The 15417-nt window shown below is 76.9% G+C and carries 9 protein-coding genes; 8 read left to right on the top strand and 1 reads right to left on the bottom strand.

The genetic code is table 11. The features are described 5' to 3' along the window. The first annotated feature begins 8 nt into the window (after nucleotides 1–8). The 5 genes from ACPCUX_RS00360 (at nucleotide 9) to helR (ending at nucleotide 7981) form a co-directional block, all read left to right on the top strand. Nucleotides 9–869 carry an ABC transporter ATP-binding protein gene (locus tag ACPCUX_RS00360; protein ID WP_269467728.1) on the top strand — a complete coding sequence of 287 codons (861 nt, stop codon included), beginning with the start codon at nucleotides 9–11 and terminating at the stop codon, nucleotides 867–869. Nucleotides 870–955: 86 nt separating this feature from the next. Continuing rightward, entirely contained in the window at nucleotides 956–1954 is a 999-nt protein-coding gene (locus tag ACPCUX_RS00365) for an iron-siderophore ABC transporter substrate-binding protein (RefSeq protein WP_043656895.1), read from the top strand. Nucleotides 1955–2060: 106 nt separating this feature from the next. After that, nucleotides 2061–4220, top strand: a complete 2160-nt coding sequence (locus ACPCUX_RS00370; RefSeq protein ID WP_423388035.1) for an iron ABC transporter permease — start codon at nucleotides 2061–2063, stop codon at nucleotides 4218–4220. An 80-nt stretch (nucleotides 4221–4300) separates the two neighbouring features. Continuing rightward, a complete protein-coding gene (locus tag ACPCUX_RS00375) occupies nucleotides 4301–5293 on the top strand; it encodes a siderophore-interacting protein (protein ID WP_043656901.1) in 993 nt (330 codons plus the stop codon). Between the two features lie 426 nt (nucleotides 5294–5719). Continuing rightward, nucleotides 5720–7981, top strand: a complete 2262-nt coding sequence (helR, locus tag ACPCUX_RS00380; protein ID WP_423388036.1) for an RNA polymerase recycling motor ATPase HelR — start codon at nucleotides 5720–5722, stop codon at nucleotides 7979–7981. 73 nt (nucleotides 7982–8054) lie between these two features. On the opposite strand, the gene ACPCUX_RS00385 is transcribed toward helR, so the two are convergent. Beyond that, the gene (locus ACPCUX_RS00385) at nucleotides 8055–8636 is read right to left on the bottom strand and encodes a YbaK/EbsC family protein (RefSeq protein WP_415296196.1); all 582 of its coding nucleotides are present in this window, start codon (nucleotides 8634–8636) and stop codon (nucleotides 8055–8057) included. Between the two features lie 378 nt (nucleotides 8637–9014). Here ACPCUX_RS00385 and ACPCUX_RS00390 point away from each other — a divergent pair, with 378 nt between their 5' ends. The 3 genes from ACPCUX_RS00390 to ACPCUX_RS00400 are packed head-to-tail and all read left to right on the top strand — an operon-like array spanning nucleotide 9015 to nucleotide 15413. Next, nucleotides 9015–10058 carry a hypothetical protein gene (locus ACPCUX_RS00390; RefSeq protein WP_423387945.1) on the top strand — a complete coding sequence of 348 codons (1044 nt, stop codon included), beginning with the start codon at nucleotides 9015–9017 and terminating at the stop codon, nucleotides 10056–10058. After that, nucleotides 10055–11770 (top strand): DNA polymerase Y family protein, encoded by a 1716-nt coding sequence (locus tag ACPCUX_RS00395; RefSeq protein WP_085387802.1) that lies wholly within the window; start codon nucleotides 10055–10057, stop codon nucleotides 11768–11770. Before ACPCUX_RS00390 ends, ACPCUX_RS00395 begins: the two co-directional genes overlap by 4 nt. Then, nucleotides 11763–15413, top strand: a complete 3651-nt coding sequence (locus tag ACPCUX_RS00400) for an error-prone DNA polymerase (protein WP_423387946.1) — start codon at nucleotides 11763–11765, stop codon at nucleotides 15411–15413. The genes ACPCUX_RS00395 and ACPCUX_RS00400 overlap by 8 nt, the downstream gene beginning before the upstream one ends. Nucleotides 15414–15417 lie beyond the last annotated feature (4 nt).

Raw genomic sequence — 15417 nt, forward strand, 5'->3', positions numbered from 1 at the left:
TCACCTTTGTGAGTGGAACCTCAGCTGCCTCGGTCGCGCCGGGCCTGCCCGGCGCCCCGGCGCTCGCGGGTCACGACCTGCGGCTGTCCTACGACGACCGCACCGTGGTCCACGGCGCCGCGCTCGAGCTCGCCCCGGGGGCCGTCACGGCCCTCATCGGGCCCAACGGCTCGGGCAAGTCGACCCTCCTGCGCTCGCTCGCGCGCCTGCACCGGCCCGACGCCGGGACCGTCGCCCTGGACGACGTGCCCGACGCGCTCGCGCTCCACGCCAAGGACTTCGCGCGGCGCGTGACGCTCCTGTCGCAGAGCCGGCCCACGCCGTCGGGCGTGAGCGTGCGCGACGTCGTCGCCTACGGGCGCCACCCCTACCGCGGCCGGTTCCGCTCGAACGACCCCGACGGCCCGCGCGCGATCGCGCACGCCATGGACGTCACGGGCATCACCGCGATGGCCGACCGCGGCGTGGACGAGCTCTCCGGCGGCGAGCTGCAGCGCGTGTGGCTCGCGACGTGCCTCGCGCAGGACACGAAGGTGCTCCTGCTCGACGAGCCGACGACGTACCTCGACCTGCGCTACCAGGTCGAGCTGCTCGACCTGGTCCGCGACCTGGCGAGCGAGCACGGCGTGGCCGTGGGCGTCGTCCTGCACGACCTCAACCAGGCCGCCGCGGTGGCCGACCACGTCGTCCTGCTCCACGGCGGCGTCGTGCGCGCCACGGGCCGGGCCGAGGACGTGCTCACGACCGAGCTCCTCACCGAGGTCTACGGCATCCACGTCGACGTCTACACGCACCCCCTCACGGGGCGCACGTGCTGCGAGCCGCTCGGTCGGCACGCCGCCCGGCTGGACGCGGCCGTCCTCGTCTGACCGCGGCGTCCGGCCGCCGGGCCGCGACTCTCCGCGCCTCTTCGTACTCCTCCGCACCGTCTCCGCACCGAACCCGAAGGACACCCATGCGCTCGACCACCCGTTCCCTCGCCGTGGGCGCCGTCGCGCTCGCGACCGCGCTCGCGCTCACCGCGTGCGGCACGACCGAGGAGCCCGCGACCGGCGGCTCGTCCGACGGCGCGACGACCGACGCCGCGTCCGGCCCGGTCACCGTCACCGACGAGCGCGGCGAGGTCACCCTCGACGCCCCGGCCACCGACATCGTCTCGCTCGAGTGGGGCCTCACGGAGAACCTCGTGGCGCTGGGCGTCGAGCCCGTCGGCCAGGCGGACGTCGAGGGCTACAACACGTGGGACACCGTCGCGCCCATCGACGCGAGCACGCCCGACGTCGGCACGCGCGGCGAGCCGAGCCTCGACGCGATCTCGGCGCTCGAGCCGGACCTCGTCGTGACGACCACCGACCTGCCGGAGAACGTCATCGCGCAGATCGAGGAGGTCGCGCCGGTGCTCGCGCTGCGCGGCTCCGACGGTGAGGACCCCATCGGCTACATGCGCTCCACGGTCGAGACGCTCGGCACCGTGACGGGTCGCGAGGACGAGGCGGCCGCCGCGCTCGAGGAGTACGACGCGAAGATCGCCGAGGCCACCACCGCGCTCGACGAGGCGGGCCTCGCCGGGGCCGAGTTCACGATGGCCGACGGCTGGGTGACGAACGGCGCGGTCTCGATCCGCATGTACACGCCGGGCTCGTTCTTCGGCGCCATCGGCGAGGAGATCGGCCTCGTCAACGCCTGGACCGAGGGCGGCGACCCCGACTACGGCCTCGCGCAGACCGACGTCGAGGGCCTCACCCAGCTCGGCGACGTGCAGTTCCTCTACGTCGCGAGCGACTCCGAGGCGAACCCGTTCGAGGAGGGCCTCGCCGGCAACGCCGTGTGGGAGCAGCTCCCGTTCGTCACGGCCGGCGACGTGCACCGTCTGCCCGACGGCATCTGGATGTTCGGCGGCCCGCTGTCCGCCGCGGCTTACGCCGACGCGGTCGTCGAGGCCCTGACGGCCTGACGCGGCACCCCCGGGCGCGTACCACGCCAGGACGACGAGAAGGCTGACGAGACCCACTGTGAGCAGGCGAGAGCAGCGCACCGCGCCGGAGCCGGACACCCTCCTCCTGGAGGACCCGGCTCCGGCCGTCGTCCCCGGCGCGGACGGCCCGGAGGGCGGCGTCCCTCCGGGCACCGGCACCGCCCCGGGCCCGACGGCGGCCGCCCCCCGCGCGCGGACGTCGCGCCGCGGGGTCGCGGGCGCGTTCCTCGCGGCGGTCGTCGTCGCGCTCGTGCTCGCCGCCGTGCACCTCACGCAGGGCACGGCCGACGTCGGCCCGCTCGACCTGCTGCGCCTCGCGACCGGGGGAGACGGGGTCGACCAGACGGTCGCGGTCCTCGTCGCGTCGCGCGTGCCACGGCTCCTCGCCGGCCTGCTCCTGGGCGTCGCGCTCGGCGTCGCCGGCGCGGTGCTGCAGTCGGTCGCGCGCAACCCGCTCGCGTCGCCCGACACGCTCGCGGTCAACGCGGGCGCCTACCTCACGGTCGTCGTGGTCGCCGCGTTCGGCCTCTCCGTCCCGTTCTACCTCCAGGGCGGCCTCGCGTTCCTCGGCGGGCTCGCCGCGGCCGGGCTCGTGCTCGTCCTGGCGCGCGGCGGCGCCGACGGGCCGACCCGGCTCGTGCTCGCCGGCTCGGCCATCATGCTCGCGCTCCACTCGCTGACGACGGTCCTCCTCGTGCTGTTCGAGCAGGAGACGATGGGCCTGTTCGCGTGGGGGAGCGGCTCGATCGTCCAGTCGGGCACGCGCACGGTCACGCTGGCCACGCCCGTCGTCGTGGTCGGCGTCCTCGCCGCGCTCGTGCTCGCGCGCCGGCTCGACCTCCTCGGCCTCGGGGACGACGCCGCGACCGTCCTCGGCGTCGACGTGCGCCGCACGCGCGTCGCCTCGGTGCTCGTCGCCGTCCTGCTCGCCTCGATCGCCGTGACCGTCGCCGGTCCGGTCGGGTTCGTCGGTCTCGCGGCGCCCGTCGTGGCCCGCCTCGTCGCGCGTCGCGTGCCCGGGCTCGGGCGGCACGTGCTCCTCCTGCCCTTCGCGGCCCTCGTCGGCGTGGTCGTCGTGCTCGGCGCCGACGTCCTGCTCCGCCTCCTGCTGCCCGGGACGCTCTCGATCGCGGTGCCGACGGGCATCGTCACGACCGTCCTCGGCGCGATCCTGCTCGTGTGGCTCGCGCGCCGCCTGCGCGACTCGGGGCCCGCGTCGTCGCGCGGCGGGCACGGTGCGCTGAGCCGGCCGCGCTCGCGGCGCGCGGTCGTCGTGGTCGTGGTCGTCCTGTCGCTCGCCGTCGCCGCGGCCGCCGTCGCGGGCCTCCTGCTCGGCGACCGGGTCGTGCTGCTGGGCGACGTCGCGAACTGGTGGGCCGGCGTCGCCGGCCGGCACGTGACGTTCGTGCTCGACCAGCGCGTCCCGCGCGTGCTCGCGGCCCTCCTCGCGGGCGCCGCGCTCGCGCTCGCCGGCACGATCGTGCAGGCCGTGTGCCGCAACCCGCTCGCGGAGCCGAGCCTGCTCGGCGTGACGTCGGGCGCCGGCCTCGGTGCCGTGACGATGATCCTGCTCGTTCCCGGCGTCGGGATCTGGCCGATGTCCGCCGCCGCCGCGATCGGGGCCTTCGCCGTGTTCGGGCTGGTCTACGGGCTCTCCTACCGCGGCGGGCTGAGCTCCGACCGGCTCGTGCTCATCGGCATCGGCGCCCAGGCCGGGGTGATGGCGATCATCACGCTGCTCGTCGTCGTCGTCGCGCCGTGGGACGTCAACCTCGCGCTCACGTGGCTGTCGGGCTCCACGTACGGGCGGACGCTCGAGCAGCTGATCCCCGTCGCGCTCGCGCTGCTCGTGCTCACCCCGCTCACCGCGGTGTTCCGGCGCGACCTCGACGTCGTGGCGCTCGACGACGACACGCCGCGCGTCCTCGGCGTCGCGCTCGACCGCACGCGGCTGCTCCTGCTCGGCGTCGCCGCGCTGCTCACCGCCGCGGCCGTGTGCGCCATCGGGGCGCTCGCGTTCGTGGGCCTCGTCGCGCCGCACGCCGCCCGCGCGCTCGTCGGGTCGCGGCACTCCCGGGTCGTGCCCGTCGCGATGCTGCTCGGGGCCCTCCTCGTGTCCGTCGCGGACACGCTGGGCCGCGTCGTCATCGCGCCCGGGCAGATCCCGGCGGGTCTCGGCACCGCGCTGCTGGGCGCGCCGTACTTCGTCTACCTGCTCTGGCGCAGCCGCGGCCGCGGAGCGTGACGTGTCTCACCCCTCCGGGCGCAGGTCCGCGTCCCGGACGGGTTGACCCCGCCGTGGGCGCGTAGGTTAGCCTCACCTGTGTGAGCCAGACCGTCGTCGCACCCCGCACCCGCGCTCGTCGTCCCGTCGCCCGTGCGACCGCCCCCTGGCGCTTCTTCGACGTCGAGGTGGCGCGGGTCGAGCAGCTCTCGCCGAGCTTCCGCCGCTTCACCTTCACCGGCCCGGAGCTCGACCTCTTCGGCGACCCGGGGCTCGACGTCCGGATCAAGTTCGTGCTCCCCGCGCCCGACGGCGGCTACGAGCACCTCGTGCGCGACGCCGAGTCCTGGTACGCCGCGTGGCGCGACCAGCCCGAGGAGCGCCGCAACCCGCTGCGCACCTACACGACCGTCGCGGTGCGCCCCGAGGCGCGCGAGGTCGACGTCGACGTCGTGCTGCACGGCGACGCCGGCCCCGCGTCGCGCTGGGCTCTCGCCGCCGAGGTCGGCACGCCGCTCGTCCTGCTCGGCCCGGACGCCACGTTCGACGGCCCGGCCGGCGGCATCGAGTTCCGCCCGCCCACCCGCCCGCACGCGCTCCTGCTCGCGGGCGACGAGACCGCGCTGCCCGCCATCGCGGCGATCTGCGAGGACCTGCCCGCCGACGCGTGGGGCGAGGTCTACGTCGAGGTCCCGCACGTGGGCGACGCGCGCGACCTCGTGACCCCGCCCGGGGTGCGCGTGACGTTTCTCGCGCGCGACGACGTCCCCGGCGGGCCGCACGACGCCCACGGCGCGCGCCTCGTGCCGGCCGTCAAGGAGGCCGCCGCGCGCATGCTCGGTGCGGGCGTCCTCGGGACGGACCCGCCCGTCCAGTGCCGCACCGCGGAGGACCTCGAGGACGTCGACGTCGACGCGTCGATCCTCTGGGAGGTCCCGGGGCTCCTCGACGAGGAGACCGTCCTCTACGCGTGGCTCGCGGGCGAGGCGAGCGCCATCAAGACGCTGCGCCGCCACCTCGTCGCCGACCTCGGCGTCGACCGCCGCGCCGTCGCGTTCATGGGCTACTGGCGCGAGGGCCGCGCCGAGAGCTGAGGCGTTCCCGGGATCCTGTCGAGGGTCCCGTCGAGACACGAGAAGTGGCCCCCACCGAGCACGGTAGGGGGCCACTTCTCGCATGTCGGCTGTGCGGCGCCGCGCAGACGCTGGGCGGTCGACGACCGGGCCGAGAGCGTCGGCACCGAGCGCACCGGCACGACGTCCGGCAACGAGAAAGGGAGGCTCGACCGGCCTCCCTCTCCAAGGTATAGCGCACCGGGGGTCTTGCGGCAAGGCCCCCTCGGGGGCGCAGAATCTCCGCTCGTGCGCGGGTCGTCGTGGCCCGTGCGTCCCTCCGCAGGACCCGGACCGGAGCTGATGACGTTGCCCGACGCCCCCGTGACCGCCACCACCGACCCGTCCCGCCGCTCGTCGACCCACTCCACCGCGGACCAGGACCCGCGGCCCGCGCCGTTCTTCGACCTGCCCGCGCGGCTGGCCCCGAAGGCCGACCCGGCGCTGGTCGACCCCGACGAGCGCCACTTCGCGGCGATCGCCGCGAGCCTCGAGCACTCCGTGGCCGACCTCGCGCAGCGTCTCGACGCGGCCCGGCGCGCGCCGGGCGGGAGCGGCACCGAGGCGCTCGAGCGCGACCAGGAGATCCACCGCCTCAGCAGCCGGTTGCGGCTGCTCCAGCGCTACGGCGTCGACCTGTGCCTGGGCCGCATGACCTTCGCCGACGGCTCCGCGCCGGTGTACGTGGGCCGCGTGGGCCTCACCGACCCGGCGGGGGAGCGCCTGCTCGTCGACTGGCGCTCGCGCGCCGCCGAGCCGTACTTCGCGGCCACGCCCGCGCAGCCGCTCGGCCTCGCGGCGCGGCGCCGGTACCGGTGGGCGCGCGGGCGCGTCACCGACTACTGGGACGAGGAGCTCGTGCCCGACGGCGCGGGGTCGAGCGCGGCGCTCGACGACCAGTCGGCGTTCGTCGCGAGCCTCGGCGCGAGCAGGTCGCCGCGGATGCGCGACGTGCTCGGCACGATCCAGGCCGACCAGGACACGATCGTGCGCGCGGGCTCGCGCGGGGCGCTCGTCGTCGACGGCGGCCCCGGCACGGGCAAGACGGTCGTGGCGCTGCACCGCGCGGCCTACCTGCTGTACGCCGACCCGCACGTGGGCGGCGGGCACGGGGGCCGACACGGTGGTGGGCACGCTGGCGGGCATGGCGGCGCGCACGGTGGTGGGCGCGGCGGCGTGCTCGTCGTCGGGCCCAGCCGCCCCTACCTCGCGTACGTGGCCGACGTGCTGCCCGGCCTCGGCGAGGAGGGCGTGCAGACCTGCACGCTGCGCGACCTCGTCTCCGAGGGCGCGACGGCGCGCGCGGAGGCCGACCCCGAGGTGGCCCGGCTCAAGGCGTCCGCCGAGCTCGTCGCCGCGATCGAGCCCGCCGTGCGGTTCTCCGAACGTCCGCCCGCCGAGGGCATGGAGGTCGAGACGCCGTGGGCCGGCGTCTGGCTCTCCACCGCCGACTGGGCGGAGGCGTTCGAGTCCGTCGACCCGGGCACCCCGCACAACGAGGCGCGCGACGACGTCTGGGCCGCGCTCGTCGAGATCCTCGTGGACAAGGCCTGCGGGGGAGCCGCGGAGGACGGCGCCGACGTCGAGGCCGACGACGTGCGCCGCGCCCTGCGCGGCCACCGCGGGCTCGGTGCCGCGTTCGACCGCGCGTGGCCCCTCGTGGAGCCGACGGACCTCGTGGCCGACCTGTGGTCCGTGCCCGCCTACCTGCGGCTGTGCGCGCCGTCGCTCACGCCCGAGCAGGTGCGCGCGCTCCAGCGCCCGGACGCGCACGCGTGGACGACGGCGGACCTCCCGCTGCTCGACGCCGCGCGCCGTCGGCTCGGCGACCCGGAGGCGTCACGCCGACGCCGCCGCAACGAGGCCGCCGTGGCGGCGGAGCGCGCGCGCATGGACGACGTCGTCGACCACCTCGTGGCGACCGACGACAGCGAGCTCGGGGTCATGCAGATGCTGCGCGGCCAGGACCTGCGCGACGCGCTCGTGGACGACGGCGCGCTCGTCGTCGCGACGCCCGACCGCCTCGCGGGGCCCTTCGCGCACGTCGTCGTCGACGAGGCGCAGGAGCTCACCGACGCCGAGTGGCAGATGGTCCTCAGCCGCTGCCCGTTGCGCAGCGTCACGGTCGTCGGGGACCGGGCCCAGGCCCGCCACGGCTTCCCCGAGGGCTGGCGCGAGCGGCTCGCGCGCGTGGGCCTCGCCCGCGTCGAGGAGGCGTCGCTGAGCGTCAACTACCGCACGCCGCGGGAGATCATGGCCGAGGCGGAGCCCGTCGTCCGGGCCGCGATCCCGGACGCGAACGTCCCGACGTCGGTGCGCAGCACGGGCGTGCCCGTCGCCCACGGGGCGGTCGCGGACCTCGACGCGGTCCTCGGCGCGTGGCTCGCCGAGCACGCGGACGGCACGGCGTGCGTCATCGGCGCCACCGAGCCGTCCGGGCCGTCCGGGTCGTCCGGCGAGGAGTCGGACGGCAGGGTCGGTGACGTCGGTGGCGAGGGCGAGAGGTCCGCGCGGGTGCGGTGGCTCACGCCCGAGACGGCGAAGGGCCTCGAGTTCGACCTCGTGGTGCTCGTCGAGCCGCAGGCGTTCGGCGACGGCGTCGAGGGCGCCGTGGACCGCTACGTCGCGATGACGCGCGCGACGCAGCGGCTCGTCGTCCTCGAAGGCTGACCACCGCGCACGACCTGAGGGCCGGTGGGGGTGCCCGGGGCGCCTCAGGTCGTGCTCGGCAGGGTGGGACGGGTCAGGCGACCGGGACGGCCAGGTCCTCGACGACCTCCACGCCGGGCAGGCGGCCCAGCAGGTCGCCGGGGAGCAGCAGCTTCGAGTGCCGCACGCCGCTGCCGATCAGCGCGAGCGCGCCGTCGGTCACGACGCGGGAGTCGACGAGCACGCGCCACCCCTCGGGCAGCCCGACGGGCGTGATGCCGCCGTACTCCATGCCGGACTCCGCCGTCGCGCGGTCGGTCGGCAGGAACGACGCCTTGCGCACGTCGAGCAGCTTGCGGACGCGCGTGTTGACGTCGGCGCGCGTGTGGGCCCGCACGACGGCGGCGCCGATGCGCTCGTCGCCCGCCCGGGTGCCGCCCACGACGACGCAGTTCGCCGACGCCTCGACGGGCAGGTCGAACGCGGTGTTGAGCGTCGCGGTGTCGGCGAGGTCGGGGTCGATCTCCGTCACGGCGACGAGCGCCGCGACGTCCGGGTCGGCGTCGACCCACCGGCGCAGCGCGTCGGCGGTCACGGGGGCGACGAGGTCGAGGTGGTCGAGCGCCGGCTCCCAGGTGAGCGAGCCGAGCGTGGGCAGGGTCGTGCGGGCGTCCATGGCGTCAGCCTGCCATCCCTGCGGGCCGCCGCGCGGGAGAGGCCGGATGCCGAACACACCCCGGAGCCCCTCGAGCCCGCCGAGCATGCGGTCGCAGCCCGTGCCGCCCGCCGGACGGGCGACAGCCGCATGGTCGGCGGGGGAGGAGGGTCAGGTAGAGGTCGAGGGTTTCGGGCAAGTCTCCAGTGGGGGTCGAAGGTTGGGGTGGGCATCTCGGACGAAGCAGGCGCCCCGACCTGCGGAGTTGACACCTCGGAGCGGCGGTCGTTCACTGGAAGTGTTCGAACGTTTGTTCGAACACCCAGCGGGTGCAGCACACCGCCCGCAGCAGTCGACGCGCGGTGCGCGTCCCGTCCGAGCACCACCCCGGGAGGCGAGATGACCCTTCTCGCCGACCCCGCCGAACGGGCGGGGGCACCAGGCCCGACGGCTGCGGCCGTCGACAAGGCCGAGCGCGCCCGTGCCGTCCTGCGCCGTGCGGAGGAGCGTACGGGCGTCCGCCGACACCGTCCCGTCGTCGCCCCCGCGGCCCCGGAACCGCTCACCGCCCCGGCGGCGCCGGCCGTCGTCCCGCGCGCCGGCACCGCCCTCCTCGCCGAGATGGCCCCGCTCGCGGACGCCGCCTCGCCGGTCGTGCGGCCCGCCCCCGCACCGCCCGACCCTCCGGCGCGCGCCCGCACCCGCCACGTCCGGACCTCGGGCGCGAGCCGGGACGCGGGCACGGACGAGCGGGTGTGGCCGGTGCACGACGCGCTCGCGCCGCTCCTCCCGCTCGGCGCCCTGCAGCGCGGCACCGTGCTGGCGGTGCGCGGCTCGACGAGCCTCCTGCTCGCGCTCGTCGCACGGCCGTCGCGGGCCGGGGCGTGGACCGCCGCCGTCGGGTTCCCCGCCGTCGGGCTGCTCGCGGCCGCCGACGCCGGCGCCGACCTCGACCGCGTCGTGCTCGTCCCGCGGCCCGGCCCGGACGCGGCGCTCGCGATCTCGGCGCTCGTCGACGGCCTGGACGTCGTGGTCGTCGGGCCCGACGCCGCCCTCACCGACCCCGACCGACGGCGCCTGGCCGCGCGGGCGCGCGAGCGCGGGGCGCTGCTCGTCGCCGCGGGGACGTGGCCGGGCGCGCACGTCGCGCTCACCGTGACGGGCGGCGGCTGGTCCGGGGCGGACCGCGGCGCGGGCTGGCTGCGCCGTCGCACCCTCGTCGTCGAGCGCGCGGGCCGCGGGGGAGCCGCGCGCCCCACGCGCCTCGAGGTCGAGCTCCCGCTCGTCCACGAGGACTGGCCCGCGTTCCTCGCCGAGGACGCCCGGGGCACCCGGCCCGCGGTCGGGACCGGCGCCACCGCGGCCGGGACCGCCGAGACCGCCCACGAGACCGCCCGGGCCGACGACCCCGACCGGCCCTCCCGGCTCCGGCTCGTCGGATGACCACGAGCCCGACCCGCACGGCGGCCCTGTGGGTGCCGGACTGGCCGGTGCTCGCGGCGATGGCGGTGCGCGACGTCCCCGCGCACGTCCCCGCCGCGACGCACGACGGCCGCCGCGTCGTCGCCGTCTCCGCGACCGCACGCGCCCACGGCGTGCGCCGGGGCATGCGCCGCCGTCGGGCCCGCGAGTGCTGCCCCGAGCTCGAGCTGCTCGACGTCGACGACGCGCGCGACGCCCGCGAGTTCGAGCCCGTCGCGCTCGCGGCCGAGACCGTCGTCGCGGGGCTGGAGATCACCCGACCCGGCCTGCTGCTCCTGCCCGCCGCCGGGGCGAGCCGGTACCACGGGTCCGACGCCGCGCTCGCGGAGGCGCTCGTCGCGCGCGTCGCCGAGCGCACCGGCCACGAGAGCCAGGTGGGCGTCGCCGACGGCATCCTCGCCGCCGTGCTCGCCGCGCGGGACGCCGCCGTCGTCCCGCCCGGCCGCTCCGCCGCGTTCCTCGCGCCGCGGCCCGCGCGCGACCTCGTGCACGTCACCGCCCGTCCGGACGCCGCCGTCGCGGTCGACGAGCTCGTGGACCTCCTGGGCCGGCTCGGCGTGCGCACCCTCGGGGCGCTCGCGGCCCTGCCGCCCGCGACCGTCGAGGGGCGCTTCGGCGACCTCGGCGCGTGGGCGCACCGGCTCGCGCGCGGCGAGGACCTGCGCCCGCCCGCGCGGCGCCGCGTCGAGCCCGACGTCGCGGTGAGCGCCGAGCTCGACCCGCCCGCCGAGCGCGTCGACGTCGCGACCTTCGCCGCGCGCCGGCTCTCCGAGGACCTGCACGACCAGCTCGTCGCGCGCTCGCTCGTCGCCGGGCGCCTGCGCATCACGGCGCGGACCGTCGAGGGCGACGACCTCGAGCGCACCTGGCGGCTCGACGGGCCGGGCGCGATGAGCCCGGCGCGCCTCACGGACAAGGTCCGGTGGCAGCTCGAGGGCTGGCTCACCACCACGTCCGTCCGCGCCGGGCGCGCGGCCCGGGCCGGTCGCGGAGGAGAGCGGGGCGGCTCGCCCGGCGGGGCCGACGTCGTCCCGGGCGTCGCGCCGCTGGCCCGCCTGTCCCTCACGGCCGAGGAGGTCGTGCCCGCGGGGGCGGAGCAGCCGCGCCTGTGGGGCGCGTCGAGCGGCGAGGACGCGCGGGCCCACCGCGCGCTCGGGCGCGTGCAGGGCATCCTCGGGGGCGACGCCGTCCTGCGCGTCCAGGTCCAGGGCGGCCGCGACGCGACCGACCGCGTGCACCTCGTGCCGTTCGGGGAGGACGTCGTGCGCCCGCGCGACCCGGCCCTGCCGTGGCCCGGCGCGCTGCCGAGCCCCGCCCCCGCGCTCGTGCCCGTCGAGCCGCAGGACGTCGTCGTGCTCGACGACGCCGGGCGGCCCGTCGTCGTCGACGCGCGCCTCGCGATGAGCGGCGAGCCCGCGACCGTGCGGTGGCCGGCCCCCGCGCCGGAGGAGGGCCCGCGCCGTGCGGCGGCGCCCCGGGACGAGACGGCGCTGCCCGGGCCCGGGTCCGCGCGCGCCGTCGTGGACTGGGCCGGGCCGTGGCCGCTCGCCGAGCGCTGGTGGACGCCCGCGCCCCGGCGCCGCGTGCACGTGCAGGTCCTGCTCGACGACGGCCGCGGCCTGCTCCTCGCGAGCGCGCGCGGGCGGTGGACCGTGGAGGGCCTGTATGACTGACCGGACCACCGGCCCGCGCTACGCCGAGCTCCACGCGCACTCCGCGTTCAGCTTCCTCGACGGCGCGTCCCACCCCGAGGAGCTCGCCGCCGAGGGCGCGCGGCTCGGGCTGTCGGCGCTCGCCGTCACCGACCACGACGGCCTGTACGGCGTCGTGCGCTTCGCCGAGGCTGCGCGCAAGGTCGGTCTCCCCACCGTCTTCGGGTCCGAGCTGCACCTGCCCGCGCCGACCGCGACCGGCGCGCCCGTGCTCGACCCGCCCACCGGCGTCCCCGACCCGCGCTCGACCCACCTGCTCGTGCTCGCGCGCGGCACGCAGGGCTACCGCAACCTGTCGCGCGCCATCGCGACCGCGCACCTCGCGACGGGCACCAAGGGCGCCGCCGACTACCGCCTCGAGCAGCTCGCGGCGGAGGCCGCCGGGCAGTGGCTCGTGCTCACCGGGTGCCGCAAGGGCGCGGTGCGGCGCGCGCTCGTCACGTCCGGGCGCGCCGCGGCCCGCCGCGAGCTCGACCGTCTCGTCGCCCTCTTCGGCGCCGACAACGTGGCCGTCGAGATCACCACGACCGACGACCCGCGCGACGCCGACCTCCACGCGGCGCTCGCCGACCTCGCCGCCGACGCCCGCCTGCCGCTCGTCGCGACGACCGCCGCGCACTACGCCCACCCGCGCGACGCCGACCTCGCGGGGGCGCTCGCGGCCGTGCGCGCGCGCTCGTCGCTCGACGACCTCGACGGCTGGCTGCCCGGTGCCCCGACGACCCACCTGCGCTCCGCGGCGGAGATGCTCGCGCGCCACCCCCGGCACCCGCAGGCCGTCGCGACGGCGGCGGCGCTGGGGGACGAGTGCGCGTTCGACCTGCACCTCGTCGCACCCGACCTGCCGCCCTACCCGGTGCCGGACGGGCACACCGAGGCGACCTGGCTGCGCGAGCTCGTGCGGCGCGGCGGCGAGGACCGGTACGGGCCGCGCGGCCAGGAGAAGATCACGGGCGCGTGGGCGCAGATCGACCACGAGCTGCGCGTCATCGAGGACCTGCACTTCCCGGGTTACTTCCTCGTGGTCTACGACCTCGTCGAGTTCTGCCGCAGGAACGGGATCCTCGCCCAGGGGCGCGGCTCGGCCGCGAACTCCGCGGTCTGCTACGCGCTCGGCATCACGGCCGTCGACGCGGTGAAGCACGGCCTGCTGTTCGAGCGCTTCCTCGCGCCCGAGCGCGACGGCCCGCCGGACATCGACATCGACATCGAGTCGGCACGGCGCGAGGAGGTCATCCAGCACGTCTACGCGACGTTCGGGCGCACGCACGCCGCGCAGGTCGCGAACGTCATCTCCTACCGGCCGAAGTCGGCGGTGCGCGACGCGGCCCGGGCGCTGGGGTACGACGTCGGGCAGGCCGACGCGTGGAGCAAGTCGATCGAGCGGTGGGGGTCGCTGCGCGGTCCCGACCCGTCGTCGCCCGCGGCCGACCGGGCGGCGAAGGAGCGGGCGATCGCGGCGAAGACCCCGGGGTCCGCCGGCCCGGCCGCGCCGCGGGTCACGACGCGGACCGCCCGGAAGGACGCCGCGACGTCGCGCCTGTGGGGGAGCCGGGACTGGTCGCCCGACCTCACCGGCCGGGGCGCGCGCGTCGTCGACCCGCTCGCCGTGGACGAGGGCGACGTCCTGCGCGCGGACGACACGCACGACGTCGTGCCCGCGCACCGGCCGCCGTCGGCCGCGCAGGAGGGCGAGATCCCGGACGCGGTGCTCGACCTCGCCGACCGGATGCTGCGCCTCCCGCGGCACCTGGGCATCCACTCGGGCGGGATGGTCATGTGCGACCGCCCCGTCATCGAGGTGTGCCCCGTCGAGTGGGCGCGCATGGAGGGCCGCACCGTCCTGCAGTGGGACAAGGAGGACTGCGCGGACGCGGGGCTCGTGAAGTTCGACCTCCTCGGCCTCGGGATGCTCACGGCGCTGCGCATCGGGTTCGACCTCGTGGAACGGCACGAGGGCGGCCCGCGCCTCGCGCTGCACACGCTGCCCGAGGACGATCCGGCGGTGTACGACCTGCTGTGCGCGGCCGACACCGTCGGCGTGTTCCAGGTCGAGTCGCGCGCGCAGATGGCGACGCTCCCGCGCCTGCGACCCCGGACGTTCTACGACATCGTCATCGAGGTCGCGCTCATCCGCCCGGGTCCCATCCAGGGCGGCTCCGTGCACCCGTACATCAACCGGGCGCGGGGCCGGGAGGAGGTGACGTTCCTGCACCCGCTGCTGGAGAAGTCGCTCGGCAAGACGAAGGGCGTGCCGCTGTTCCAGGAGCAGCTCATGCAGATGGCGATCGACGTCGCGGGCTTCTCCCCGAAGGAGTCCGACCAGCTCCGGCGCGCGATGGGGTCCAAGCGGTCGGTCGAGCGCATGGAGGAGCTGCGGGGGCGGCTCATGGACGGGATGCGGGAGAAGGGCGTCACCGACCCGGCCGTGCGCGAGGAGATCTACGACAAGCTCAAGGCGTTCGCCGACTTCGGGTTCCCCGAGTCGCACGCGTACTCGTTCGCGTTCCTCGTCTACGCGAGCTCGTGGCTCAAGGTGCACCACCCCGCCGCGTTCTACGCGGGGCTGCTCGCGGCGCAGCCCATGGGGTTCTACTCGCCGCAGTCTCTCGTGGCGGACGCGCGCCGCCACGGCGTCACCGTGCTGCGCCCCGACGTCAACGCGTCCGACGTCGAGGCGACGGTCGAGCGGCTGCCCGCCGACCATGCGGCTGCGCCCGCCGAGCATGCGGGTACGGACCGCCCTGGCGCCCGGACGGGCGACAGCCGCATGCTCGGCGGGGAGGCGGGGGTCGATACCCGCTACGGGCCGGAGCCCGACCTCGGGCTCGCGGTGCGGCTCGGGCTCGCGAGCGTGCGCGGGCTCGGGAAGGACGCGGCTGAGCGCGTCGTCGCGGCGCGCGGGGCACCGGGGGAGGGGCGGGCGTTCAGCGACCTGCGCGACCTCGTGCGGCGCGTCGACCTCACGACCGCCCAGCTCGAAGGGCTCGCGACCGCCGGCGCGACCGACGGCCTCGGCGTGACGCGACGCGAGGCGCTGTGGGCGGCCGGCGCGCTCGCGCAGGAGGGTCCGGGGACGCTGCCGGGTGTGAGCGTCGGCGTCGACGCGCCGGCGCTGCCCGGCATGACCGACGTCGAGACCGCCGTCGCCGACGTCTGGGCCACGGGCGTGTCGACCGACTCCTACCCGACGCAGTACGTCCGCGACGGCCTCACCGCGGCCGGGGTGCTCACCGTCGTCGGTGCCGTGGCGGTGTCGCGCGAGATCGAGGAGGTCGACGAGGCGGAGCGCGCGGCGGGCGAGGTGCCGGGCACGCGCCCGCACCCGCCGTCGCGCGTCGCCGTGGGCGGCGTCGTCACGCACCGGCAACGGCCCGGGACAGCCGGAGGCGTGACGTTCCTGTCGCTCGAGGACGAGACGGGCATCCTCAACGTCGTGTGCTCGCCCGGGCTGTGGCAGCGGTTCCGGAAGGTCGCGCGCGGGTCCGCGGCGCTCGTCGTGCGCGGGCGGCTCGAGCGGGCCGACGGCGCCACGAACCTCGTCGCGGAGCACCTCGCGCCGCTCTCGCTCCAGGTCGGCACGACCTCGCGCGACTTCCGCTGACGCG

Source organism: Cellulosimicrobium sp. AB352 (assembly GCF_049538415.1).
GTDB classification, from domain to species: Bacteria; Actinomycetota; Actinomycetes; order Actinomycetales; family Cellulomonadaceae; genus Cellulosimicrobium; species Cellulosimicrobium funkei.